Source organism: Ideonella lacteola, from assembly GCF_038066555.1.
GTDB lineage: Bacteria > Pseudomonadota > Gammaproteobacteria > Burkholderiales > Burkholderiaceae_C > Ideonella > Ideonella lacteola.
Genome location: NZ_JBBUTG010000007.1, coordinates 73,847 through 97,156, shown reverse-complemented (window position 1 = coordinate 97,156; position 23,310 = coordinate 73,847). Strand labels below are relative to the sequence as shown.

The window sequence follows — 23,310 nt, the reverse complement described above, 5'->3', positions numbered from 1 at the left end:
TCCAGTCAAGGTACAAACAAACGCGTTCTTTCGGTTCGAGGAGCAACAACATGTCCGCAGCGAGCAACCACGGGGCAGCGCCTTACTACTTCGTGCCAGGGCCATCCCGGCATCCGGCGATGGCCGCCTTTGGCCTGTTCTTCGTCATCCTCGGTGCCGGGCAGTGGGTCAATGGTCATGGCTGGGGCGCCTACTCACTGTTCGCGGGCCTCGCGATCTGGCTGATCACCTTGTACTTCTGGTTTGGTGATGCCATCAGCGAGAGCGAAGGCGGCCAGTATTCCGATCGGATCGACATCTCCTTCCGTTGGAGCATGAGCTGGTTCATTTTCTCGGAGGTGATGTTCTTTGCGGCGTTCTTCGGTGCGCTGTACTGGGCGCGCATTCACTCGGTGCCAGCGCTGGGCAGCCTCGAGAACTCGCTCCTGTGGCCGGATTTCAAGGCGATCTGGCCAAGCGCAGCGCCGGGCAACACCGCCTCACCCGCGGGCACGGTGGCACCGTTCACCACCATGGGCCCTTGGCCCATCCCGACGTTGAACACCGCCATCCTGCTCACCTCGGGTGTCACGCTGACGATCGCGCACCACGCCCTGATCGCCGGCCAGCGCTCGAAGACGATTTTCTGGATGTGGATCACCGTGCTGCTGGGTGTGACCTTCCTTGGCTTCCAGGCCTACGAATACATGCACGCCTACCACGAGCTGAACCTGAAGCTCACCTCGGGCGTCTATGGCTCCACCTTCTTCATGCTGACCGGGTTCCACGGGTTCCACGTGTTCGTCGGCATGCTGATGCTGCTGTTCATCACCTTGCGGCTGGGCAAGGGCCATTTCACGCCGACCCGTCATTTCGGCTTTGAAGGTGCGGCTTGGTACTGGCACTTCGTTGACGTGGTCTGGCTGGGCCTGTACATCGTCGTCTATTGGCTCTGATTGCCTCTGGGGCAAAGGTGAGCTGTCGGGCGCGCCCTGCGCGCTGAAGCTCACACCCTGAACGACAAAGCGCCGCTCGAAGCGGCGCTTTGTCGTTGTGGCGGGACGGCCCGCAAAAAAGGTCGGCGAATCAAGACTGGACCATCGGCAGCCCGCCGGGGCGTATCCAACCGAAGTGGTAGGCGAGCAAGATGGTCACGAACAACATCACCGACAGCGCCACCCGCAAAGCCAACGCCCTCGCCATGCGCTTGTCTCGCGAGGCCGCGTCGCCAGATGCGGGGCCGCGGCGCAGCATGAACAGCCCCGCGCCGGCCAGCGCCGCCAGAATCGCCACCAGCGCCAGCACGATGAAGACTTTCATGCGATCCATTATTTCACTCGGCTCATGACCACGCCGACGTCTTCGCAAGCGCCCGCGTCGCCCAGCGCGCGGGGCCGAATCTGGATCTTCGTGGGAGCGCTCCTGCTGTCAGCCGCCACAGCCCGCCTCGGTTGGTGGCAACTGGACCGCGCGGCGCAGAAGGAGGCGCTCCAGGCCGCGATTGAAGCGCAGACCTCCGCCAGTGTCCTGGGGGCCGAGTCACTTCCCGTGGATGAGGCCGGTGCGGAGAAGGAGCGTTTTCGCCGGATTCAGCTGAGCGGCCGATGGCTGGCCGACCGGACCGTCTATCTCGAAAACCGCCAGATGCACGGCCACCCCGGATTCTTCGTGATGACCCCACTGCAGTTGCCCGACGGCGGCGTGGTGTGGGTCCAGCGCGGCTGGCTGCCCCGCGATCAGGTCGACCGTACCCGCATCCCGCCTTACCGCACTGAGGCGGGTGAGGTTCAAGTGCTGGGGAGATTGATGGCTTGGCCCTCGCGGCTGACATCCCTCGGCGCCGAGGCCTCGGGCCCGATCCGGCAGAATCTCGACTTTGCCGAAGAGGCGGCGCGGCTTCAACGAACGCAACGGCCGTTGGCCATCGCCGAGCTCGATCGGCCCGGCAGCGCCGACGATGGCCTGCTGCGCGATTGGCCGATGCCGGCGGTCGACGTTCACAAGCACTATGGCTATGCCGCGCAGTGGTTCGCCCTGTGCGCTCTCACCGCAGGACTGTATGTCTGGTTCCAAATCATCCGACCGCGCCGGCGCCGGCCTGCCGAGCCTGTCGCCTGACCCGATGGCACTCACCGTGCACAACGGGCCCGCGCCGGTCCTGCCGACCACCGCGCAACGCCCGCGCGGGCGGATCACCGCGCTGCTGGTCCTGCTGGCCTGCGCTGCGCCGGTCCTGCTGTCGTACTTCACTTACTACGTGTGGCGTCCCGGCAGCCGTAACAACTACGCCGAGCTGATCCAGCCCACGCGCACCATCCCGGCTGACCTGCCGCTGCGTGACCTGAACGATCGACCCGTGTCCCCCACCAGCTTGAAGGGGCAATGGCTCCTCATCGCCGTGGGCGGTGCCGCGTGTGATGAGCGTTGTGAGAAGCACCTCTACCAGCAGCGGCAGTTGCGCGAAATGACCGGTCGAGAGCGTGGCCGGATCGACCGCCTCTGGCTGGTCACCGATGACGTGCCGATCCGAGAGCCGATTGCGCGCGCCATGGCCGAAGGCGAGGCGCCGGCGCGTATCCTGCGCGTGCCGCCCGAAGACCTCTCGCGCTGGCTCGCTCCTGAATTCGGACGAACGCTGGACGCGCACCTGTACCTGGTCGACCCGATGGGCGAGTGGATGATGCGTGCGCCCGCCGAGTTGGAGCCCAAACGCTTCTACAAAGACTTGGACCGACTCCTCCGGGCCTCCGCATTCTGGGACCGGCCGGGCCGGGCCGAATGACATGACCCAGCCGCTCGCTCTCGTCGACCTCTCCCCCGCATTGCATCTGCTCGGTGTGGCGGCGGCGCTCGCGCTGCTGCCGCTGGGGTGGTGGGCGTGGCGGCATCGGAATGACGGCTCCGCTGGGCGTCGCGCCGCCCTGACGGCGTTGACCTTGTTTCTCACCTTCGATCTGGTGGTCTTCGGCGCCTTCACGCGCCTCACCGATTCCGGACTCGGATGTCCTGACTGGCCGGGCTGCTACGGCGAGGCCAGCCCGTTGACCGCGGGCGTGCAGATCGCGCAGGCCGAGGCTCAACAACCGACGGGCCCGGTGACGCAGCGCAAGGCCTGGATCGAGATGATCCACCGGTACTTGGCGATGACTGTGGGTGCGCTCATCACAGCGCTCGCCGTGATCAGCACGCGGACTCGCCGCGAACTGCCCTTTTCGGTGTGGTGGCCTTGGGCAACGCTGCTCTGGGTCATCGTGCAAGGGCTGTTCGGGAAGTACACCGTCACCCTGAAGCTCTATCCCGCGATCGTCACGCTGCACCTCTTCGGCGGGCTGGTGCTGCTGGCCTTGCTGACGATGCAGATAGAACGCTACCGGTCGCGGCCACTGCTGGTGTCGACGGGGATGCGCCATCTGATCAAGGCAGCTTTGGCCGTGCTGACGATCCAGGTGCTGCTGGGGGCCTGGGTCAGCACCAACTATGCGGTGCTGGCTTGCCAAGGGTTCCCGCAGTGCAATGGGCAGTGGTGGCCAGAGTCGATGGACGCAGGGCAGGGCTTCACGATACTGCGGCACCTGGGTCGCGCGGGTGAGGGCGGCTTCTTGCCGGCTGAAGCCCTCGTGGCCATCCACTGGGTGCACCGCGTGTTCGCGCTGGTGGTGCTCGGCGTCCTGGTATCTCTCGCGCTGGGTCTCTGGCGCTTGGGGGCTCCGGCCTCACGCCGGGTGGCGCAACAACTGGTCGCCCTGCTGGCCCTGCAGGTCGGCACCGGCGCCGCCAACGTGATCCTGCAATGGCCCCTGCTGGCCGCCTTGATGCACACCGGCGGCGCGGCTGCGCTGGTGCTGGTGCTGGTGTCGCTGCAGGTACGCGCCGTGGCCGAACCACCTTTCGCTCTCCGCGCTGCCGCCCTCGGCCGCCCCGCGCCACAATGAACTCGACCGTGTCGACCACCGCCTTGCCTCATCCTCCCTCCCGCTGGGCGCAGTACTACGCACTCACCAAGCCCCGGGTGGTGCAACTGATCGTCTTTTGCGCCGTGATCGGCATGCTGCTGGCGGTTCCAGGATGGCCGGATTGGCGAATCGTCTTGCCGGCCACCGTCGGCATTTGGCTCGTGGCAGGCGCTGCCGCTGCATTCAATTGCTTGATCGAGCGTGAGATCGACCGCCGAATGAAGCGCACGGCGTGGCGACCCACCGCCAAGGGGGAACTGGCCGAACGACACACCTTGCTCTTTTCGGCGGTGCTGTGCACCGTGGGCTGCGCGGTGCTGTGGATCTGGGTGAACCCTCTGACGATGGGGCTGACGCTGGCCACCTTCGTCGGCTACGCGATCATTTACACGGTGGTCCTGAAGCCGCTGACGCCGCAGAACATCGTCATCGGTGGGGCATCCGGTGCGATGCCGCCCGTGCTCGGCTGGGCCGCGATGCGGGGAGACACCAGCCCAGAGGCCTGGTTGCTGTGCCTGATCATCTTCCTTTGGACGCCGCCACACTTCTGGGCGCTGGCGCTGTACCGTGCCGAAGACTATGCGAAGGCCGGCTTGCCGATGCTGCCCGTGACGCATGGCTCAGAGTTCACTCGGCTGCATGTGTTTCTCTACACGCTGGTGCTGTTCGCCGGGACCTTGCTGCCTTTCGTGTACGGCATGAGCGGATGGATCTATCTTGCCGCTGCCGTGGCACTGGGCATTGGTTTCATCGTGTATGGATTCCGGCTCTGGCGCGACTACTCCGATACCCTGGCCCGCCGTACCTTCCGGTTCTCGATCCTGCACTTGTCGCTGCTGTTCGCAGCGCTGCTGGTCGACCACTATGTCAGCCCTTGGCTGGCGGCGGGCACCTGATGAAAGCAGATGGAATGATGCAAACGAACGCGACGCGCCGCCGGACCCTGCGCCTGGCCTCTTGGACCTTGGTGGCCGCGGCGGCCGGCTTGGTGGGCTGCACCAAGAAGACGGTGGCCTTTCAGGGGATCGACATCACCGGCGCTGAATATGCCCGGGAGCTGAAGCTGCCCGATGCCGATGGCAAGGTCCGCAGCCTTGCTGATTTCAAGGGGAAGGTCGCCATCGTCTTCTTCGGCTACACCCAGTGTCCCGATGTCTGTCCGACGACGCTGGCGGAGATCGCCGCGGTGAAGAAGAAGTTGGGCGCCGACGGTGACAAGGTGGTGGGCGTCTTTGTCAGCGTCGATCCTGAGCGGGACACCCCGCAGGTGCTCAAGGCCTATGTCGAAGCCTTTGGCAAAGACTTCGTCGCGCTGCGTGGCACGCTGGACGAGACCAAGGCGGTGGCCCGGGAGTTCAAGGTCTTTTACGCCAAGGTCCCCGGCACCACCGATGGCAGCTACACGATGGACCACACCGCGAACTCCTACATCTTCGACCCGCAGGGCAGGGTCAGGCTGGCGCAGCGCTACGGCGCGGGCGTCGATGCGGTCGCGCACGATGTCAAGGCGCTGCTGGACGGCGCCTGACCAAACGGGCAGAAGCGCCAACCCAAACAAAACGGCCCCGAGGGGCCGTTGTCGTTTCAGCGAGCGAGGCGGCCTATTAAGCCGGTTCGAGCGCCTTGCGCATCTTCTTCAGTGCCGCCGATTCGATCTGCCGAATGCGCTCGGCGCTCACGCCATACTCTGCGGCCAACTCATGCAGCGTCATGCCGCCGGTCGAATCGTCGTTGACCTTCAGCCAACGTTCTTCCACGATGCGGCGGCTGCGCGCGTCCAACTGATCGAGCGCCCGCACGATACCGTCGCTGGACATCACATCCCGCCCGCGGGCTTCCAGCACGCGGGTCGGCTCCTGGCTGTCGTCGGCGAGGTAGGCGATCGGTGCGTAGGTCTCTTCGCCGTCATCGGTCTGCGGCTCCAGCGCCACGTCGCCGCCTGACAGGCGCGTTTCCATCTCCACCACTTCCTCGGGCTTCACATTCAACTGGTGCGCGACGACGTCCACCTCGGCAGGCGTCAGCGTCGAACGGTGGGTATCGCTGTCGAGAGCCTGGCCCTTCAGGCTCTGCTTCATCGAACGCAGGTTGAAGAAGAGTTTGCGTTGCGCCTTGGTGGTGGCCACCTTGACCATGCGCCAGTTCTTCAAGATGTACTCGTGGATCTCGGCCTTGATCCAGTGCAGCGCATAGCTGACCAGGCGAACGCCCTGGTTGGGGTCAAAGCGCTTGACCGCCTTCATCAGGCCAACATTGCCTTCCTGGATCAAGTCGCCGTGCGGGAGCCCATAGCCCAGGTACTGGCGCGAGACCGACACCACCAGCCGCAGGTGTGACAGCACCAAGCGACCGGCGGCTTCAAGATCACCGTGGTCGCGCAGGCGGGTGGCGCATTGCGATTCTTCTTCCGGCGTCAGCAATGGCAGACGGTTGACGGCGGTGATGTAGGCGTCCAGGTTGGCGATCGCCGGCACCATGGCCCACGGGTCACGCAGAGCCAGGGTGTTGGAGGTGGTGGCAGTCATGTTCATGGTGTCTCCGACTCGTCTCGGACGCTTCAGTTCCATCGATATTAGCACTCCGGCTCAATGAGTGCTAAGCCTGAAAAAACGAACCTTTCGTGCGGTGCGGCCGGGCCAGCCCAGTCTCGCCGCCAGGGAAAACCACCATAAGAATTCTCTGAGAGAACTGTTGAAGATGACGAGACGACTGTCTAAAGTAACGGAACCGTTTTCAACCCATTCCGTAGGATCCCTCATGGCTTTTGCTCGTTTCCGTTGCTCGGCCGTTCTGCTGGCCATCGCCGCGCTTTCGGCGCCGTCTCTCGTGCTCGCCGAATCCTTCGAGGGCCGCGACATCTGCCACTGCTATGTCACGGGCCTGTCGGCCGATGGAACGGCGGCCACTGGGCAGCTCAACGGGTCGAACCAAACCTTCCACTGGACGTGGGTCGGTGGCGCACAGCCCCTGGGACGCGGCACGATGCGCAAGCTCCAGACGGGCGCAGGCACCCCCGCCATTTCGGCCGACGGAAAGGTCGTTGCCGCCACCATCATGGACGACACCCGCACCTACGGCACGCAGGGCCGCTGGACGGCGGAGACCGGTTGGCAGCAGCTGATGCCGCCGCGCCCGGCCGACGGGGCCATCGTCGACCGCTTCGACGGCGGGGTTTTCGGCATGTCCGGCGACGGCCAAACCATCACCGGCCTGTACTGGCGCAACACGGCCGCGGGTGGCCTGGCACATGCCAGCCGTTGGACGAAGGGTGGGGTCGTGAACGACATGGGCAGCGGTGGCGGCTCGAGCCGTGCCGACGATGCCAACGCGGACGGCACGGTCCTGGTGGGCTGGGATGAAGACCCGGTCCATGGGCAGCGCCGCGCTGCGGTGTGGGTGCACGGTGTGAAGACCGTGTTGGACGATTCCGACTGGCCCAGCGAAGCGGGCGCGGTCAATGCCAGTGGCACCATCATCGTGGGCCAGGCCTACGACCCCGCCACCCAGCGCACTGGCGCCGCGATGTGGACCTGGACCGGCTCGGCCTGGCAACTGCGTCACCTGGGCGTGTTGCCGGGCACTCAGGTGGGCGGCATGGCGTATGCCACAGGGCTGTCAGACGACGGCAAGACGGTGGTCGGAACCGCTCGGCGCTTCTTCTCGCCGTCCAACCGGGGTTTCATCTGGACCGAGGACGCGGGCATGGTCGAAGCCGGCAAATATTTCAAGGACCGGGGCTACAACGTGGGCAAGAAGATCGAGATCCAGTCCGTCAGCGCCATCAGCGCCGACGGCCAGGTGATGGGTGTGGCAGGTGTGGAGTTGTCAACCGGGGCCACGCGCAGCATCGCGGTTCGTCGCGTTTCCGCCGCGGCCCGATGAAAACGATGACCTGAGCGGCCACCTCGTCCACGGATACTGCGCGCCGCGAACGAGGTGCCCTCCAAAGGAACGACGACAGACGTGCACACGCTGACCGAACCGACGCCCGCCGACGCCGATGTCACCGTCTTGACCGATCTGGCGTCGCCGCCACCCGGTTCTCGCGAGGCCTCTGTCGCGGCATCCTTGCGCGGGGCCCTGCTGCCACTGCTTGACGCCCTCGCCGGCCAGCCTCCGCGGCCTGTGCGCCTCATGCGCCGCATCGGTCTGGACAAGAGCCTGGCCAGCCGTCTGGTCCAGGCGGCGCGGGCCGAGTCCGACCCACAGTTTCTGCACCTGCTTCCGTCGCCGACAGGGTTGCGGATCCTGGTCGACAGAAGCCGCGCCGATCCTGCGGCAGAGCCCTGGCTGCCGGCCTTGGAGCGCGCCGTCGACCACTTTGCCGCGCTGCTCGATACGCTGCCCGGTGGCCGCCAGGCCCTCGACGCCCGCTTGGGTGAAGACCAGGCTTCAATTCGTGAGCGCCGAGAGCACATGGCGCGGCAGGCGTCCTTCAAGGCCGTGTCCTTCCTCTTCGGGCACTACTGCGAGACCTTGTCGACGGCGATGTTTCTTTTTCCTGCCGCCGACGGACGGCATGTCGATGCGATCGAAGTCCATCGCCGACTGGGCCTGCGGCGCATCACGCCCGGCACCCCCTTGCCGCTGTTGAGTCTGTACGCGCCACCAGAACCCGACGCCCGGGCCGACGAAGTGCCACAGCTGATGCCGGTCGATGGCGTGCCGACCCATGCCGAGACCAGCGACGATGCGCACCGCTACTTCATCCCCGAGGGATGCAGCCTGCCGCTGCCGGTGCTGGACGTGGAACGCGAGTCCGGTGCCAGCACCTTCTTGCTCGGTGCCCAGTCGCCCGATCCGCTGCCGCCCCGCCTCACGACGGCCCTGCGCATCAGCCGCGTGGCCAGAATCAGCCCGGGGGCGCCGTTCCTCACCGTGCGCACCTACATGCTGCACACGCCTTGCCAGCGGCTGGTTCGCGAGATCTACCTCGCCGACGGCCTCTGGCCTGATGCACTTCCTCATGTGGGCTTCTATCTGCCCGGGGCGACCGGTGTGGCCCTCGCGCCGCCCCCGCCGGGCATGCCCCACTACCGGCGGTTGCAGCTGACCGCCCCGATCGAGCAACTCCCCTCCACGCCTGACATGGCGCCATTGAAGGACGTGGCCGACCACAACACCGTGCTCGCCGCGGTGCTGAATCGTGCCGGGCTGGACAGCGTGGGCTTTCGTGGATGGCGCTGCCAGACCACCTACCCGGTGCCCCTGGTCGAGATGCAGCTCGGCTTCCGATTCGCCGGCCACGGTGCCCGGCCGGTCTGAACGCGCCGGGTGGGCGAAGGGCCTTGGTTAGGGCGTGTTCACACGACGCATCGGGGCTGCGTCGTGTGAACATGCCCTAGACCATCTGTTCGGGCCGCACCCAGGCGTCGAACTGCTCTGCGGTGAGCCCGCCCACCGACAGTGCGGCCTCGCGCAACGACAGCCCATGGGCGTGGGCGTGCTTGGCAATCCGCGCGGCGGCGTCGTAACCGATGTGCGGATTGAGCGCGGTGACGAGCATCAGCGAGCGGTCGAGCAACTCGCGGATGCGGGTCCGGTCCGGCTCGATGCCCTGGGCGCAGTGTTCGTCGAAACTCGCCATGCCGTCGGCCATCAAGCGCACGCTCTGAAGAAAGTTGTGCGCGATCAGCGGCTTGAAGACATTCAGCTCGAAATTGCCTGAAGCGCCGCCCAGGCTGAGGGCCACGTCGTTGCCCATCACCTGGCAGCACGCCATCGTGAGGGCTTCGCACTGGGTCGGGTTGACCTTGCCCGGCATGATGGAGCTGCCAGGCTCGTTTTCTGGAATGCGCAGTTCGCCCAGGCCGCTGCGCGGGCCCGACGCCAGCCAGCGCACATCGTTGGCGATCTTCATCAGCGCGGTGGCGAGTGTCTTGATGGCGCCGTGCGCGCTCACCATCGCCTCGTGCCCGGCCAGCGCCGCAAACCGATTCGGCGCCACGACAAAGGGTGCTCCGGTGTCCCGGGCCAGCTGCGCGGCCACCCCCTCGGCAAAGCGCGGGTGGGTGTTCAACCCGGTGCCGACCGCGGTGCCCCCCACGGCCAGCTCATGCAGTGGCCCGAGGGTGGCCACGATCGCGTGTTCGGCGTGATCCAGTTGTGCCACCCACCCGGAAATCTCCTGCCCCAACGTCAGTGGCGTGGCGTCCTGCAAGTGGGTTCGCCCGATCTTGATCACGTCGGCAAAGGCATTGGCTTTCGCTGCCAGCGTGCTGCGCAGGTGCCGCAATGCCGGCAGCAGTTGGCCCGACACCGCCAGAGCCGCCGCCACGTGCATGGCCGTGGGGAAGATGTCGTTCGACGACTGGCCCAAGTTGACGTGATCGTTCGGATGCACGCGCCGATCGTGCCCCCGCTGGCCGCCCAGCAGTTCCGAGGCGCGATTGGCCAGCACCTCGTTCATGTTCATGTTGGTCTGGGTGCCCGAACCGGTCTGCCAGACCGACAGCGGAAACTGGCTCTGGTGAGCCCCGCTCAAGACCTCGTCGGCGGCAGCCACCACCGCCGTGGCCAGCGAATCATCGAGCAGGCCCAGCCCGGCATTGACGGCGGCCGCCGCACGCTTGACACGCGCCAGCGCCATCAAGAGCGCCTCGGGCATGCGCTCGTCGGAGATGTGGAAATGGTGCAGCGAGCGCTGCGTCTGTGCGCCCCAGAGGGCTTCCGACGGGACTTCGATCGGGCCGAAGGTGTCGCGCTCGGTGCGGGTGGTGCGGTCGTTCAATGCAGGCTCCCGGCGGCCCGCCCTGGCCAACCGGGGCAACCGCGTCAGACGTTGAAGAGGAAGTGCAGCACGTCGCCGTCCTTGACGACGTACTCTTTGCCTTCGGCGCGCATCTTGCCGGCATCTTTCGCGCCCTGCTCACCGCCGAACTTGATGAAGTCATCGTAGGCGATCGTCTGAGCGCGGATGAAGCCGCGCTCGAAATCGGTGTGGATCACGCCGGCCGCCTGGGGTGCGGTGTCGCCGATGTGGATCGTCCACGCACGCACTTCCTTCACCCCGGCGGTGAAGTAGGTTTGCAAGCCCAGCAGCGAGAAGGCGGCGCGGATCAGCCGGTTCAGGCCCGGCTCGCTCTGGCCCATCTCTTCGAGGAACATGGCCCGGTCCTCGTCGCTCATGTCCGCCAGCTCGCTCTCGGTCTTGGCGCAAATTGCCACCACCGGGGCGTTCTGCTTGGCAGCGTATTCCTTCAGGCGATCCAGAAAGGGGTTGTTCTCGAAGCCGTGTTCATCTACGTTGCCAACGAACATGGCCGGCTTGGCGGTGATCAGGCACAGCGGCTTGAGAACGATCTGTTCTTCCTTGCTGAAATCGATCGAGCGCACGGGGCGGGCTTCGTTCAGCGCGGCTTCGCACTTCTTCAGCACGTCCACCAGGCGCTGGGCCTCCTTGTCGCCACCCGCCTTGGCCACCTTGGAGTAGCGCTGCAGGCTCTTCTCGACCGTGGCCAGGTCGGCCAGGCACAGCTCGGTCTGGATGACCTCGATGTCGGCGATCGGGTCGACCTTGCCGGCCACGTGGATCACGTTTTCGTCTTCGAAGCAGCGGACCACGTTGACGATGGCGTCGGTTTCGCGGATGTGCGAGAGAAACTGGTTGCCCAGGCCTTCACCCTTGCTCGCGCCGGCCACCAGGCCTGCGATGTCGACGAATTCGACGATCGCCGGCAGCACCCGCTCAGGCTTGACGATGCCCGCCAGGGCTTGCAGCCGCGGATCAGGCAGCTCGACCACGCCGACGTTCGGCTCGATCGTGCAGAAGGGATAGTTCTCGGCGGCGATGCCGGCCTTCGTCAAGGCATTGAACAGGGTGGACTTGCCGACGTTGGGCAGGCCGACGATGCCGCACTTCAGACTCATGGGGTGCTTCCGGGCAGGGGAATGGGAGACGGCGCCGGGAAGATCAAGAATGTGATGGGCAACCCGGGCGGGTAACCTGCCATTTTAGGCCGCCTACCTACAATGACTCGCATGACAGCCTTCGACGTGCGCATTCTCGGCTCGGGCATCGTCAGCCGCAGCCTGGCGCTGGCGCTGGCGCGGCAGGGCTTGCGGGTGGCCTTGCAGGCCCGGCCGGCCACCCGGTCTGCCGGCCCGGATCTGCGCGCCTACGCGCTGAACCCTGCGTCCGTCCGTCTGCTGTCGGAATTGCGCGCCTGGGACACGCTGCCGCCTGATGCGCGCACGGCGGTGCACGACATGCGCGTGGCCGGTGACGCACCGGGCGCGCGGCTGGAGTTCTCGGCCTTCACCCAATCGGTGCCCGCGCTGGCCTGGATTGTGGATGCCGCAGCCCTCGAGGCCGTGCTGGACACGGCGGTCGGTTTCAATGCGATGGTCAGCCTGTTCGACGAGCCGCCCACGGCACCGTTGACGGTGGTGGCTGAAGGCAAGGCCTCAGGCTGGCGCGACAAGCTGGGGGTGCGTTTCGAGCAGCACAGCTACGGCCAGCGCGCTATCGCGGCGCGCCTCGTTTGCGATCGGCCCCACAACGGCGTGGCACATCAATGGTTCCGCAGCCCGGACATCCTGGCATTGCTGCCCTTCGATCGCCCGCAGCCGGGGCACAGCTTCGGGCTGGTCTGGTCGGTGTCGCCCGCCGAATCCGAGCGCTTGCTGGCCTTGCCCGTCGCCGAATTCGAAGCGGCGCTGAACGAGGCGTGCGGCGAAGCGGCCGGCCGCCTGACGCTCGGCAGCGAGCGTGCCGCGTGGCCCTTGCTGCTGGGGCGCGCCTCCGCCATCAGCGGCGCCGGCTGGGCGCTGGTGGGCGACGCGGCGCATGTGGTGCACCCCTTGGCCGGTCAGGGCCTGAACCTGGGGCTGGCCGATGTGGCCGCGTTGGCTGAGGTGCTGGCTGAGCGCGAGAGTTGGCGCTCACCTGGGGACGCCGATCTGCTGCGCCGCTACGCCCGGAGACGGGTGACCGGCACCTGGGCCATGACCCAGGCCACTGACGGTTTGTGGCAATTGTTTGCCGGCCAGCAGCCCTTGCTGCGGGAACTTCGCAACCGCGGACTGGGTCTGGTGAACCACATCGCGCCCGTCAAGCGGTGGCTGGTGGGCCAGGCGCTCGATTCCTGACTCGCGAGCAGGCAGTCCGTTTCCCATTCCAATCACGAGACAACCGTTTTGAGCTTCCAGAGCTTCCAGAGCTTCCAGAGTTTCCACAAGGACCTTTCCATGAACGCATTCATTGCCCGCGCGTCACAAGCTGCCCAACGGGCTTCCGCCGCTGCGCTGATCGGCACGCTGGCATTGGCCGCCACGATGGCCCAGGCCGACGAAGCCGCCATCCGCAAGACGCTGACCGACCGCATGCCGCAGTTGCCCAAGATCGACGAGATCAGCAAGACGCCGGTGCCCGGGATCTACGAGTTGCGGATCGGCACCGATATCTTGTATTCGGATGAAACGGGCGCTTACCTCTTCGAAGGCGCGATGCTCGACACCAAGACGCAGACCGACCTCACCAAGGCGCGCGTCGACAAGCTGACGATGATCGACGTCGCCTCATTGCCCCTGAAGGACGCTTTGGTCTTCAAGCAAGGCACCGGGCTGCGCAAGCTGGTGGTGTTCGCGGACCCGAACTGCGGCTACTGCAAGCGCATCGAGCGCGACCTGCTCGCGCTGAAGGATGTGACGATCTACACCTACCTGCTGCCCATCCTGGGGCCGGATTCGAACGTCAAATCGCGCGACATCTGGTGCGCGAAAGATGCCTCCAAGGCCTGGCGCGCGTGGATGATCGACGGTGTGACCCCGCCCAAGCAAGCGCAAGGCGACAAGTGCGACACCGCGGTTCTCGACCGCAACCTGGCCATCGGCCGCAAGTACAAGATCAACGGCACGCCGGCCGTGGTCTTCGAAGACGGCACCCGCTCGCCTGGCGCCATGCCGTTGGAGCGCATCGAAGAGCGCATGAAGGAAGCCAGCAAGAAGTCCTGATCGAAGTCGCTTGCGCGTTTCAATCACAAACAAATCGGTGGGCCTGCGGCGACAATGTGCGGCATGAGTGTCGCAACCACCCATCTGACTTCTCCAGCGCCTTGGGCGGCCGAGCCGCCCCGCCTGGCCCGCCAACTGGGCTACGCCGGCCTGATCCCCTTCGGTTTGGGGGCTGTGCTGGCCTGGCTGGTCTACCCCGAGGCGCAGCCGCTGGTGCTGCGCGCGGTGGCCGCCTATGGCGTGTGCATCGTGGCGTTTCTCGGGGGTCTCCACTGGGGGTTGGCGATGCGCGCCGGGCACAACGAGCCGGCCCACTTCGTGTGGGCGGTTGTGCCGCCGCTGGTGGCATCGGTCGCAGCGCTGATGCCCGAGAACGCGGGGCTGGTCTTGATCGGCGTGATGTTGCTTGTCTGCTACGCCGTCGATCGCAAGCTGCTCGCTGAACAGGGCCTCGGCGCCTGGCTCACCTTGCGCTTTCGGCTGAGCGCGTTGGGCAGCTTTTGCTGCTTTCTTGCTGCCGCGAGTGCCTGATGACCGCTGCCATCCGCTACCGCATCGATCTTTCTGACGCCGCTCAGCACCGCTACCGGGTGACCTTGACGGTGCCCGACCCGTCGCGGGTGCAACTGTTCAGCCTGCCGGTGTGGATCCCGGGCAGCTACATGGTGCGCGAGTTCGGGCGCCACTTGAGCGGGCTGCGCGCGCAGCAGGGCAAGCATGAGGTGCAACTCACCCAACTGGACAAGACCACTTGGCGCACCGATCCCATCGGGCGCGGCGCGCTGACGCTGAGCTACGAAGCCTACGCCTTCGACAACTCGGTGCGCACCGCCTTCCTCGACGACAGCCGGGGCTTCTTCAACCCGACCAGCCTGTGCCTGCGGGTGCATGGCCACGAGGCAGCGTCCCACGAGGTGCATCTGGCCGCGCTGCCCAAGGGTTGGGAGGTGGCCACCGCCATGCCCGCCCTGGAGGGCGTGCGGCTCGGCTATGTCAGTGCCGGCTATGACGAGCTGGTGGACCATCCGTTCGAGCTGGGCCGGTTCTGGCGCGGCGAGTTTGAGGCGGGCGGTGTCCCGCACGAGTTTGTCGTTGCGGGGGCCTGGCCGAGCTTCGATGGCGATCGCCTGCTGGCCGATACCAAGCGGATCTGCGCCGCGCAGATTGCGTTTTGGCACGGCCGCGGCAAGCCGCCGTTCGGTCGCTATGTCTTCATGCTCAACACGGCAGAAGAGGGCTACGGTGGACTGGAGCACCGCGCCAGCACCGCATTGCTGGCCAACCGGCGCGATCTGCCTCGCCGCGGGCAGACGGCGGCCAGCGATGGCTATGTGACCTTGCTCGGCCTCATTAGCCACGAGTACTTTCACACCTGGAACGTCAAGCGGCTGAAGCCTGCCGAGTTCGTGGAGCTCGACTACAGCCAGGAGAACTACACCCGCCTGTTGTGGTTCTTTGAGGGCTTCACTTCGTACTACGACGACCTGATGCTTCGGCGCGCGGGTTTGATCGACAGTGCGCGCTACCTCAAGCTCATTTCCCGCACGATCAGTGGCGTGCGGAGCACGCCGGGCCAGAAGGTGCAGAGCGTGGCCGAGGCCAGCTTCGACGCCTGGGTGAAGTACTACCGCAGCGACGAGAACACCCCCAACTCGACCATCAGCTACTACACGAAGGGTTCGCTGGTGGCCTTGCTGCTCGACCTGCATCTGCGTCGTGCGGGCAAGTCTCTCGATGAGTTGATGCGCCGGCTGTGGAAGGGCTGCCCGAACGGTGCCTTGACCGAAGACCGGGTGTTGGCCGAGGTGGAAGCGCTGGCCGGTGCCGGCCTTGCCGAATCGCTTGAAAGCTGGGTGCACGGACGTGACGATCTGCCGCTGGATGCGGCGCTCGCCGCTGCCGGCATCAAGCGCGGCGACGAGAAAACCAGCTGGAGCGCGGCGCTGGGCCTGAAGCTCTCCGAAGGGCCCGTCACTGGCGTGCAGGTGAAATCGGTGCTGACCGGCAGCGCGGCCGCGGCGGCGGGAGTGTCACCTGGGGATGAGCTGCTCGCGGTCGATGGTTGGCGTGTTCGCCGCCTGGACGATGCGCAGCAGTGGGTGGCTGAAGGGGCCAGCTTTGAGCTGACCCTGGTGCGGCAGCAGCGGCTGCGTACGCTGGCCGTGCAACCGCTGCCCGCCCCCACACTTGAACGGCAACTGACACTCGCGCCAGATCCGCAGGCCTCGGCTGCTGCCCTGGCTTTGCGGCGCGGCTGGCTGGGTGACTGACGTCGTCACGATGCTGGTCCACGGCTGACATGGGTGCTGCGATGCCCGGTGGCCGTTCGAGCCGGGCCCGCGTCGCACGCCGCGTGGCTTGGTGGGCACTGCTGTGGTGTGTGACCGTCGCGCACTGGTGGCTGGCCGCACAACTGCCCGACAGCCACTACGGTGAGGGATGGGCCGACGAAGCACCGAAACCCATCGATGTGGCATTTGTGCGAGAGCTTGCGGTCACGGCGCCACCCACCTTCGCGGCCCCACCCCCGCCCCCGTCGCCAGTGAGGGCCGCCGCGCCGGCGCCTGAGCCTGCTGCGTCGGCGGCATCGGGGGCCGCGGCCACACCCGCGCCTGCCAGTGCGCCTGCCCCTGAAGCACTGCAGCTGGCGGAAGCGGCATCGTCCCCCGCAAGAATCGCGAGCGCCGTGCTGCCCGCACCAGAGGCGGAGCCAGCGCAGGCCACTGCTTCAGCCGCCTCGGCCGCGTCAGCGGTGACGCCCGCCGCTTCAGCGCCGGCCACGCCCACCAGCAGCGCGGTGGCGTTCGACTGGCCACCCTCCACGCGCCTGAGCTATGTGCTCACGGGAGACTACCGCGGGCCGTTGTACGGCACGGCGCAGGTCGAGTGGCTGCGCGACGGGTCGCACTACCAGGTGCGGCTGCAAGTGTCGGTGCCGCCGGTGGTGTCTCGTCGAATGCTGAGCGATGGCGTGATCGGGCCGCAGGGCCTCTCGCCGAGGCGCTATGACGAGGAAACCGAGGTCACGTTGCGCGAGACGCGTCGCCTGACGGTGCTCTTCGAGCCGGACCGCATCCAGCTGGCCAACGGCAAGGTCAACGATCCCTTGCCTGGTGTGCAGGACAGTGCCAGCCAGTTCGTGCAGATGACGTGGCTGTTTCTCACCCGGCCTGAACTGCTGCAGGTGGGCAAGAGCGTCGAATTTCCGCTCGCGTTGCCGCGCCGCGTGGGCCAGTGGACCTACGACATCACCGAGCAGGTGGAGCTCAATCTGCCGTTCGGTACGGTCCAGGCCTTCCACCTCTACCCGAGGCCTGCCAACAAGCGACCCAACGAGCTGATCGTTGAGACCTGGGTGGCGCCCAGCCTGCAGTACCTGCCGGTGAAGATCGTGATCCGGCAAGACACAGAGTCCTACATCGAGCTCAACCTGAAAAGTGCCCCATTGCAGGCCGCGGCGCCGGCCCCCGCGGCCTCTGGCCCGGGCCGTATAGTGCGCTGACGAACCGTCCGCACCGGAGCCTGGCCCTCTGGCGGATTCGAACATCGAGGAGTTCCCATGACCTATGAATGCATCTTGACCGAGCGCCATGGCGACGGCGCGAACGGCATGCTTCAGACCGGCCTGATCCGGCTGAATCGCCCCAAGCAAATGAATGCGCTGAATGACCAGCTGATGGATGAGCTCGGCCAGGCACTGTTGGCCTTCGACGCCGACGCCACCATCGGCTGCATCGTCGTCACGGGCAACGAGAAGGCCTTCGCCGCGGGGGCGGACATCGCCGCCATGAAGGACTACGACTTCCAGCACACCTTCCGCACCGAGTACATCAGCCGCAACTGGGAGACGATGCGGCGAGTGCGCAAGCCGGTGATCGCTGCGGTGGGCGGCGTGGCGCTTGGCGGCGGCTGCGAAGTGGCCATGATGTGCGACATCATCATCGCCGCCGACAACGCCAAGTTCGGCCAGCCAGAGATCACGATCGGGGTGGTGCCGGGCGCTGGCGGCACGCAGCGCCTGCCGCGCGCGATCGGCAAGGCCAAGGCGATGGACATGGTGCTGACCAACCGTTGGATCAATGCGCAGCAGGCCGAAGCCTGGGGCCTGGTGTCGCGGGTGGTGCCGGCGGACAAGCTGATGGACGAGGCGTTCACCGTGGCGGGCCAGATCAACAGCTTCGGCCAGATCTCGGTGATGGCCGCGAAAGAGGCCGTCAACCGCGCCTTTGAATCGAGCCTGGCCGATGGCCTGTGGTACGAGCGGCGCCTGTTCCACGCCATGTTCGGCACCGACGATCAGCGCGAGGGCATGGCGGCCTTCCTGGAAAAGCGGCCGCCCAAGTTCCAGCGTCCTGAGTGATCACGGGGGCAGGGCGCTTCGGGGAAAGCACCCTCTCGGCCAGGCTTCTCATGCCACGCAGCGGTCGGAGTGGCGGCCCCGCGGGCTGCTCACTCAGGGCTGCACCCAGCGGGCCCCTTGGCCATCAAATACGGCGCGGCGGTGGCCGGCCGGGTCGAGCCAGAGCCAATCCATGGTGAGCACCTGGGCCGTGACCAGCGCGAAGTGAGCCCTTGATTCGCGCTGGGGCAAGGCGGTGAGCGCCGTTCCTGGCGGCCGTGGAGCCAGGTAGTCCTGAGCGGCGCGGGTCATCCGCAACCGGGCCCAGTGCGACGACACGGCCAAGCCGCTGGTCTCGATCTGCAGGTGGACACCCAAGCGAAGCTGCCAGCCCAGTGGAGCCGACCACATCACCAGCGTGCCCTGTGGCTGGCGGGAGATCTGCTCAACCTTGGGTGAACGGGCGTCGGTGAAGAAGACAACCGAACGCTGGCTTTCGTCCACTTCCCGCAGCACCACCACCCGGCCATCGGCGCCGTGAGCACCTCCCACTGTGGCCAGCACCGGCGTTCGCCACGGATGCGCCTTGTCTCGGGCGGCGCTTCCCAACTCGGCCCAGAGCCGTGCCTGCCAGGTGGCCAGATCCACGACCGGCCCGGCGTCGGGGGGCATCGCCGGGCGGTTGGACATGGCAGCAGGCCGTCCGTCAGACCTCGCGCCGCAGCGCGGGGAACAGGATCACGTCGCGGATGCTCGGGCTGTCGGTCAGCAGCATCATCAGGCGGTCGATGCCGATGCCGCATCCGCCGGTGGGCGGCATACCGTATTCCAGCGCGCGGATGAAGTCGGCGTCGTAGTACATCGCCTCCTCGTCCCCGGCATCCTTGTTGGCCACCTGAGCGTGGAAGCGCGCAGCCTGGTCCTCGGCATCGTTCAGCTCCGAGAAGCCGTTGGCGTATTCCCGGCCGGTGATGAACAGCTCGAATCGCTCGGTGATCGCCGGGTTGCTGTCCGACGCGCGGGCCAGCGGGCTCACTTCCACCGGGTAGTCGATGATGAAGGTGGGCTGCCAGAGCTTTTCTTCCACCGCGGCTTCGAACAGGCCGAATTGCAGTTCGGGCAGCTTCCAGTGTGCCGGAGCCTCTTCGCCCAGCGCCTTCAGCCGCGCGCGCAGCACCTCGGCGTCGTCGGCCTCGGCTTGCGTCAGGCCGGCATGCACGATGAGCGACTGGCGCACGGACAGCCGCGCGAACGGCTTGTCCAGCTCCACCGGCTTGCCGGCGTAGGTGACCGCCGCTGAGCCGGTGGCGGCGCGCGCCGCATGGCGCAGCACGGCCTCGGTGAAGTCCATCAGATCGTGATGGTTCCAGTACGCCGCGTAGAACTCCATCATCGTGAATTCGGGGTTGTGCCGAACCGAGATGCCTTCGTTGCGGAAGTTGCGGTTGATCTCGAACACCCGCTCGAAGCCGCCGACGATCAGCCGCTTCAGGTACAGCTCCGGCGCGATGCGCAGGAACATCTCCTGGTCCAGCGCGTTGTGGTGCGTGATGAAGGGCTTGGCATTGGCACCGCCCGGGATGGGGTGCAGCATCGGCGTCTCGACTTCGAGGAAGCCGTGCTCGACCATGAAGCTGCGGATCGAGCTCACCGCCTTGCTGCGCGCCACGAAGCGGGCACGGGCGGCGTCATCGGTGATCAGATCGACGTAGCGCTGGCGGTACTTCTGCTCTTGATCCTTCATGCCGTAGAAGTCGCTAGGCAATGGGCGCAGACTCTTGGTGAGCAACCGAATGCTCGTAGCCTTGACCGACAGTTCGCCCGTCTTGGTGCGGAACAGGGTGCCTTCGCAGCCAAGGATGTCGCCCAGGTCCCAGTGCTTGAAGGCGGCCAGCGTCTCGGCGCCCACCGCATCCTGGGTGACGTACAGCTGAATCCGGCCGGACGCGTCCTGCAGCGTCGCAAAGCAGGCCTTGCCCATCACGCGCTTGAGCATCATGCGGCCTGCGACCGACACCTTCACCGCCTGGGGTTCCAGCTCTTCGTTCGGCACCTGGCCGTGGCGATGATGCAAGTCCAGCGCGTGGTGCGTGGGCTTGAAATCGTTCGGGAAGGCGGCCCCGCCGGTCTCCTTGGCGTGTGCCCGCAGTGCGGCCAGTTTCTCGCGTCGTTCGGCGATCAGCTGGTTGTCGTCGGGCGGCGGCGGAGGGGTGTGGTTGTGGCTCATCAATGGCTCGCAAGGGAAGCCGGCGCTGGCGGACCACGCCATGTCGGCTGAGGCAGGGAGGCGCGATTTTAGGTGGTGGGCGCCCGCTGACGTGCCGGCCGGGGCCGGCGCCCTAGAATTCGTCGCTTTCTCCCGCCACCGAGGCATCTACCCGTGCCCATGAATCGTCAAGTCGCCGTCGTCGGCCTCGGATACGTCGGCCTGCCCGTGGCCGTGGCCTTCGGGCGCCACGCGCCCACCATCGGATTCGACATCCATGCGCCACGCATCGCCGAGCTGCGCACGGGCCACGACCGCACCGGCGAAGTCTCGCCGGCCGAGCTGGCGGGCGCGCAGTTGCACTGCACCGACCAGCTCGAAGACCTTCGCCGCGCCGACTTCTTCATCGTCGCCGTGCCCACGCCGGTCGACAGCGCCAACAAGCCCGACCTGTCGCCGTTGATCGCTGCTTCGCGCAGCGTCGGCTCGGTCTTGAAGAAAGGCGACATCGTCGTCTACGAGTCGACCGTCTATCCCGGCGCCACCGAAGAAGACTGTGTCCCCGTGCTCGAAGCAGCCTCCGGCCTGCGCCATGGGGTGGACTTTTTCACCGGCTACAGCCCCGAGCGCATCAACCCGGGCGACCGCGAACACCGCTTCGAAAACATCCGCAAGATCGTCTCAGGCTGCGATGCCGCCACGCTGGAGACCGTGGCCGAGGTGTATGCGTCCGTCGTCACCGCGGGCGTGCACCGGGCCCCGAGCATCAAGGTGGCCGAGGCCGCCAAGGTGATCGAAAACACCCAACGCGACCTCAACATCGCGCTGATGAACGAGCTCTCGGTTGTCTTCGCGCGCATGGGCATCGACACCGCCGAGGTCATCGCCGCGGCTTCGACGAAGTGGAACTTCCTTCCCTTCCGTCCGGGGCTGGTCGGCGGGCACTGCATCGGCGTCGATCCCTACTACCTGACATTCAAGGCCGAGCAACTGGGCTACATCCCGCAGGTGATTCTTGCGGGGCGGCGCATCAACGACAACATGGGCCGCTACGTGGCGCGCAACGTCATCAAGCGCATGCTGCAAAACGGCCTGGACGTACCACGCTGCCGTGTGGGCGTGCTGGGCATCACCTTCAAGGAAAACTGCCCCGACATCCGCAACTCCAAGGTCGTCGATCTCGTCAACGAACTGCGAGACCACGGCACCCAGGTGGCCGTGATCGACCCGCACGCCGACCCGGTCGAGGTGCGACACGAATGCGGCATCGAACTCGCCACCCTGGCCGACGGCCCCTTCGACGCCCTGGTGGTGGCGGTGGCGCATCGGGAGTACCGGGCGATGACGCCGGTGCAGTTGCGCGCGCTTGTGCGTGGCGAGAGGCCTGTGGTCGCTGACGTCAAGTCTCTCTTTGCGGGCGGTGTGCTGGAATCTTTCGGCTTGACGGTGTTCCGTCTTTAGAGGGGCGGCAGGCTCCCCGTCAGAGGGCAGTCCGCCAACTCAGGCATCGCCCTATTTTCGCGCGCTGGCCCAAGCAGACTTGATCTCTCGGGCTACCCGCCCGGCAACACGACGCCACAGGCGACGCGGTTTCGGTGGCGTGATGGATTCGGCGGCCGCATTGGCAGCAATGACCTTTGCAGACGATTGGTGACCTTCCCGCGCGACAACGAGGTCCAGCTTGCGCGCGTTCGCATAGGCGCCAGCAAGGTCGGCGACGCGCAACTTGCCGCGGCAGAAGTAGGCTTCGAAGACCTGCATGTTGAAAGTGAGCACATGGGGATATACGTGTCGGCGATCATCCCTCCACTGGTTGTCGAAGCCGTACATCACCATGTCGTAGCTGGGGAAGTAGTGCAGCTTCGTGTCCGTCGGGCGGGTTTCGCGATAAACCTCGTCCACCGCAGCCCTCAGGATTGATTTGGAGACCGCATTGGCAGACACGCAACTGACGGGTCGAAACGTCGCAGTCAGGGGAATCGGCGAGATCGTGATGACAATGTGGGCGTCCGGCCGGAACTGGCGTATCAGTCGGCGGATTTCATGCAGGTTGCGCTTGTTTTCTTCCACCGTGGAGACGCGGAACCGGTGACGAGACTCATCGAACTTGTCGAGAGGTACCGCGCGCCAGAAAACTGCGCCAGTGGGTTCGTCGTACCAGATCTCGGACAGGCCCAGTGTGATGATGAAGACATCCGCCGTATCGAACAGACGCCTCGTCTCGAGGCGCACTGCTTCGTCATAACCGAACTCCTCAGCCGAGTAGCCGTGCCAGAAGTGGCCTTGCGGAACCTTGTTGAGCCAGGCCCATTCAAATTGTTGCAAGATGGCAAAGGTATTGACGATGCCGTCTCCCATCTTGGTGACGTAGGCCGATCCTTCACGCCGAGTCAGCACGTTGAAGCCGCGCTTATGCAGGTAGTTGCTGATGTTGGTAGCGAAGCAGGAACCGAATGCGACGATCGGGGTGGTCTTCGAGACGAACGGCCGAGGGGGCATCCAGCCCTGGGTCAGGTATTTGACTACCGCATCTGGTGCCTCGAGCGAGGTATCGGTGGGATAGAAATTGGTAGTTTCTCCTCGATAGAACGTGGCGCTGGTGCGACGCACTTGCCCATCCTGCTCGACCAGAATGTTTTTCAACTTGTTCTCCCTCTTGCAGCACGTGGATCTGCGCCGAATCTTAGCTGCCTGAATCGCAGCGTCAGTTCGTCGACAATGGACACCGAACTCGCCGCGCCGCTGGCACATAGTGATCGCCGCCCCAGCCGCACTGAGGCGAAGGCCGGTGCGCGGGTTGTTCCGAAGGGTCTGGCAACTAGATGAACAAGCGAAGCGTAGTCACGATCTTTAATCTGGGAGCCATGGCTCTGCTGGCA

Annotated in this window: 22 protein-coding genes; 15 read left to right on the top strand and 7 right to left on the bottom strand. The window is 65.9% G+C overall.

Annotation, left to right across the window (positions count from 1 at the left end; translation table 11 throughout):
* The first annotated feature begins 50 nt into the window (after positions 1-50).
* The gene (locus AACH06_RS13780) at positions 51-935 is read left to right on the top strand and encodes a cytochrome c oxidase subunit 3 (protein ID WP_341426291.1); all 885 of its coding nucleotides are present in this window, start codon (positions 51-53) and stop codon (positions 933-935) included.
* 130 nt (positions 936-1,065) lie between these two features.
* Here AACH06_RS13780 and AACH06_RS13775 read toward each other — a convergent pair whose 3' ends face one another.
* Positions 1,066-1,299, bottom strand: a complete 234-nt coding sequence (locus tag AACH06_RS13775; protein WP_341426290.1) for a DUF2909 domain-containing protein — start codon at positions 1,297-1,299, stop codon at positions 1,066-1,068.
* A gap of 24 nt (positions 1,300-1,323) precedes the next feature.
* On the opposite strand from AACH06_RS13775, the gene AACH06_RS13770 reads away from it, so the two are divergent.
* From AACH06_RS13770 to AACH06_RS13750, 5 genes are read left to right on the top strand one after another with little or no spacing between them, the layout of a single operon-like run.
* Positions 1,324-2,097 (top strand): SURF1 family protein, encoded by a 774-nt coding sequence (locus AACH06_RS13770; RefSeq protein WP_341426289.1) that lies wholly within the window; start codon positions 1,324-1,326, stop codon positions 2,095-2,097.
* A complete protein-coding gene (locus AACH06_RS13765; RefSeq protein WP_341426288.1) occupies positions 2,039-2,761 on the top strand; it encodes an SCO family protein in 723 nt (240 codons plus the stop codon). Before AACH06_RS13770 ends, AACH06_RS13765 begins: the two co-directional genes overlap by 59 nt.
* A 1-nt stretch (position 2,762) precedes the next feature.
* Entirely contained in the window at positions 2,763-3,911 is a 1,149-nt protein-coding gene (locus AACH06_RS13760) for a COX15/CtaA family protein (RefSeq protein ID WP_341426287.1), read from the top strand.
* Complete coding sequence (gene cyoE / locus AACH06_RS13755) at positions 3,908-4,828, top strand: heme o synthase (protein ID WP_341426286.1); 921 nt, start codon at positions 3,908-3,910, stop codon at positions 4,826-4,828. Before AACH06_RS13760 ends, cyoE begins: the two co-directional genes overlap by 4 nt.
* 17 nt (positions 4,829-4,845) lie before the next feature.
* The gene (locus AACH06_RS13750) at positions 4,846-5,460 is read left to right on the top strand and encodes an SCO family protein (RefSeq protein WP_341426285.1); all 615 of its coding nucleotides are present in this window, start codon (positions 4,846-4,848) and stop codon (positions 5,458-5,460) included.
* 76 nt (positions 5,461-5,536) lie between these two features.
* Here AACH06_RS13750 and rpoH read toward each other — a convergent pair whose 3' ends face one another.
* Positions 5,537-6,463 carry an RNA polymerase sigma factor RpoH gene (rpoH, locus tag AACH06_RS13745; RefSeq protein WP_341426284.1) on the bottom strand — a complete coding sequence of 309 codons (927 nt, stop codon included), beginning with the start codon at positions 6,461-6,463 and terminating at the stop codon, positions 5,537-5,539.
* 226 nt (positions 6,464-6,689) lie between these two features.
* Here rpoH and AACH06_RS13740 point away from each other — a divergent pair, with 226 nt between their 5' ends.
* Complete coding sequence (locus tag AACH06_RS13740) at positions 6,690-7,814, top strand: hypothetical protein (RefSeq protein WP_341426283.1); 1,125 nt, start codon at positions 6,690-6,692, stop codon at positions 7,812-7,814.
* Between the two features lie 81 nt (positions 7,815-7,895).
* Positions 7,896-9,197 carry a hypothetical protein gene (locus AACH06_RS13735; RefSeq protein ID WP_341426282.1) on the top strand — a complete coding sequence of 434 codons (1,302 nt, stop codon included), beginning with the start codon at positions 7,896-7,898 and terminating at the stop codon, positions 9,195-9,197.
* 76 nt (positions 9,198-9,273) lie between these two features.
* On the opposite strand, the gene fumC is transcribed toward AACH06_RS13735, so the two are convergent.
* Both fumC and ychF read right to left on the bottom strand, forming a co-directional pair.
* Positions 9,274-10,662 (bottom strand): class II fumarate hydratase, encoded by a 1,389-nt coding sequence (gene fumC, locus AACH06_RS13730; protein WP_341426281.1) that lies wholly within the window; start codon positions 10,660-10,662, stop codon positions 9,274-9,276.
* Between the two features lie 44 nt (positions 10,663-10,706).
* On the bottom strand, positions 10,707-11,801 hold the full coding sequence (gene ychF / locus AACH06_RS13725; protein ID WP_341426280.1) for a redox-regulated ATPase YchF: 1,095 nt from the start codon (positions 11,799-11,801) through the stop codon (positions 10,707-10,709).
* A gap of 111 nt (positions 11,802-11,912) precedes the next feature.
* On the opposite strand from ychF, the gene AACH06_RS13720 reads away from it, so the two are divergent.
* From AACH06_RS13720 to AACH06_RS13695, 6 genes are all read left to right on the top strand, one after another.
* Positions 11,913-13,022 carry an FAD-dependent monooxygenase gene (locus AACH06_RS13720; RefSeq protein ID WP_341426279.1) on the top strand — a complete coding sequence of 370 codons (1,110 nt, stop codon included), beginning with the start codon at positions 11,913-11,915 and terminating at the stop codon, positions 13,020-13,022.
* Positions 13,023-13,121: 99 nt separating this feature from the next.
* On the top strand, positions 13,122-13,886 hold the full coding sequence (locus AACH06_RS13715; RefSeq protein ID WP_341426278.1) for a DsbC family protein: 765 nt from the start codon (positions 13,122-13,124) through the stop codon (positions 13,884-13,886).
* Positions 13,887-13,949: 63 nt separating this feature from the next.
* A complete protein-coding gene (locus AACH06_RS13710) occupies positions 13,950-14,417 on the top strand; it encodes a DUF3429 domain-containing protein (RefSeq protein WP_341426277.1) in 468 nt (155 codons plus the stop codon).
* On the top strand, positions 14,417-16,156 hold the full coding sequence (locus AACH06_RS13705; RefSeq protein WP_341426276.1) for a M61 family metallopeptidase: 1,740 nt from the start codon (positions 14,417-14,419) through the stop codon (positions 16,154-16,156). The genes AACH06_RS13710 and AACH06_RS13705 overlap by 1 nt, the downstream gene beginning before the upstream one ends.
* A gap of 41 nt (positions 16,157-16,197) precedes the next feature.
* Positions 16,198-17,388: a DUF3108 domain-containing protein gene (locus AACH06_RS13700; RefSeq protein WP_341426275.1), complete on the top strand. Its 1,191-nt coding sequence runs from the start codon at positions 16,198-16,200 to the stop codon at positions 17,386-17,388.
* 57 nt (positions 17,389-17,445) lie between these two features.
* Positions 17,446-18,246, top strand: coding sequence for an enoyl-CoA hydratase (locus tag AACH06_RS13695; protein ID WP_341426274.1), 801 nt, complete (start codon positions 17,446-17,448; stop codon positions 18,244-18,246).
* A gap of 93 nt (positions 18,247-18,339) precedes the next feature.
* Here the strand turns inward: AACH06_RS13695 and AACH06_RS13690 are convergent, their stop codons facing one another.
* Complete coding sequence (locus AACH06_RS13690; protein ID WP_341426273.1) at positions 18,340-18,915, bottom strand: pyridoxamine 5'-phosphate oxidase family protein; 576 nt, start codon at positions 18,913-18,915, stop codon at positions 18,340-18,342.
* A 16-nt stretch (positions 18,916-18,931) separates the two neighbouring features.
* Entirely contained in the window at positions 18,932-20,452 is a 1,521-nt protein-coding gene (gene lysS, locus AACH06_RS13685) for a lysine--tRNA ligase (protein WP_341426271.1), read from the bottom strand.
* A gap of 159 nt (positions 20,453-20,611) precedes the next feature.
* Here lysS and AACH06_RS13680 point away from each other — a divergent pair, with 159 nt between their 5' ends.
* Positions 20,612-21,892, top strand: coding sequence for a nucleotide sugar dehydrogenase (locus tag AACH06_RS13680; RefSeq protein WP_341426411.1), 1,281 nt, complete (start codon positions 20,612-20,614; stop codon positions 21,890-21,892).
* A 51-nt stretch (positions 21,893-21,943) separates the two neighbouring features.
* On the opposite strand, the gene AACH06_RS13675 is transcribed toward AACH06_RS13680, so the two are convergent.
* Positions 21,944-23,074 (bottom strand): GSCFA domain-containing protein, encoded by a 1,131-nt coding sequence (locus AACH06_RS13675; protein ID WP_341426270.1) that lies wholly within the window; start codon positions 23,072-23,074, stop codon positions 21,944-21,946.
* Between the last annotated feature and the right edge of the window lie 236 nt (positions 23,075-23,310).

What these genes read in the sequence shown, in the direction of transcription:
- AACH06_RS13715 (WP_341426278.1), top strand. Translation starts at nt 13,122, where the DNA reads ATGAACGCATTCATTGCCCGCGCGTCACAAGCTGCCCAACGGGCTTCC.
- lysS (WP_341426271.1), bottom strand. Translation starts at nt 20,452, where the DNA reads ATGAGCCACAACCACACCCCTCCGCCGCCGCCCGACGACAACCAGCTG.
- AACH06_RS13740 (WP_341426283.1), top strand. Translation starts at nt 6,690, where the DNA reads ATGGCTTTTGCTCGTTTCCGTTGCTCGGCCGTTCTGCTGGCCATCGCC.
- AACH06_RS13760 (WP_341426287.1), top strand. Translation starts at nt 2,763, where the DNA reads ATGACCCAGCCGCTCGCTCTCGTCGACCTCTCCCCCGCATTGCATCTG.
- AACH06_RS13695 (WP_341426274.1), top strand. Translation starts at nt 17,446, where the DNA reads ATGACCTATGAATGCATCTTGACCGAGCGCCATGGCGACGGCGCGAAC.
- AACH06_RS13770 (WP_341426289.1), top strand. Translation starts at nt 1,324, where the DNA reads ATGACCACGCCGACGTCTTCGCAAGCGCCCGCGTCGCCCAGCGCGCGG.
- AACH06_RS13750 (WP_341426285.1), top strand. Translation starts at nt 4,846, where the DNA reads ATGCAAACGAACGCGACGCGCCGCCGGACCCTGCGCCTGGCCTCTTGG.
- AACH06_RS13690 (WP_341426273.1), bottom strand. Translation starts at nt 18,915, where the DNA reads ATGTCCAACCGCCCGGCGATGCCCCCCGACGCCGGGCCGGTCGTGGAT.
- AACH06_RS13710 (WP_341426277.1), top strand. Translation starts at nt 13,950, where the DNA reads ATGAGTGTCGCAACCACCCATCTGACTTCTCCAGCGCCTTGGGCGGCC.
- AACH06_RS13705 (WP_341426276.1), top strand. Translation starts at nt 14,417, where the DNA reads ATGACCGCTGCCATCCGCTACCGCATCGATCTTTCTGACGCCGCTCAG.
- AACH06_RS13765 (WP_341426288.1), top strand. Translation starts at nt 2,039, where the DNA reads ATGTCTGGTTCCAAATCATCCGACCGCGCCGGCGCCGGCCTGCCGAGC.
- ychF (WP_341426280.1), bottom strand. Translation starts at nt 11,801, where the DNA reads ATGAGTCTGAAGTGCGGCATCGTCGGCCTGCCCAACGTCGGCAAGTCC.
- AACH06_RS13680 (WP_341426411.1), top strand. Translation starts at nt 20,612, where the DNA reads ATGAATCGTCAAGTCGCCGTCGTCGGCCTCGGATACGTCGGCCTGCCC.
- AACH06_RS13780 (WP_341426291.1), top strand. Translation starts at nt 51, where the DNA reads ATGTCCGCAGCGAGCAACCACGGGGCAGCGCCTTACTACTTCGTGCCA.
- rpoH (WP_341426284.1), bottom strand. Translation starts at nt 6,463, where the DNA reads ATGAACATGACTGCCACCACCTCCAACACCCTGGCTCTGCGTGACCCG.
- AACH06_RS13700 (WP_341426275.1), top strand. Translation starts at nt 16,198, where the DNA reads ATGCCCGGTGGCCGTTCGAGCCGGGCCCGCGTCGCACGCCGCGTGGCT.
- AACH06_RS13720 (WP_341426279.1), top strand. Translation starts at nt 11,913, where the DNA reads ATGACAGCCTTCGACGTGCGCATTCTCGGCTCGGGCATCGTCAGCCGC.
- cyoE (WP_341426286.1), top strand. Translation starts at nt 3,908, where the DNA reads ATGAACTCGACCGTGTCGACCACCGCCTTGCCTCATCCTCCCTCCCGC.
- AACH06_RS13775 (WP_341426290.1), bottom strand. Translation starts at nt 1,299, where the DNA reads ATGAAAGTCTTCATCGTGCTGGCGCTGGTGGCGATTCTGGCGGCGCTG.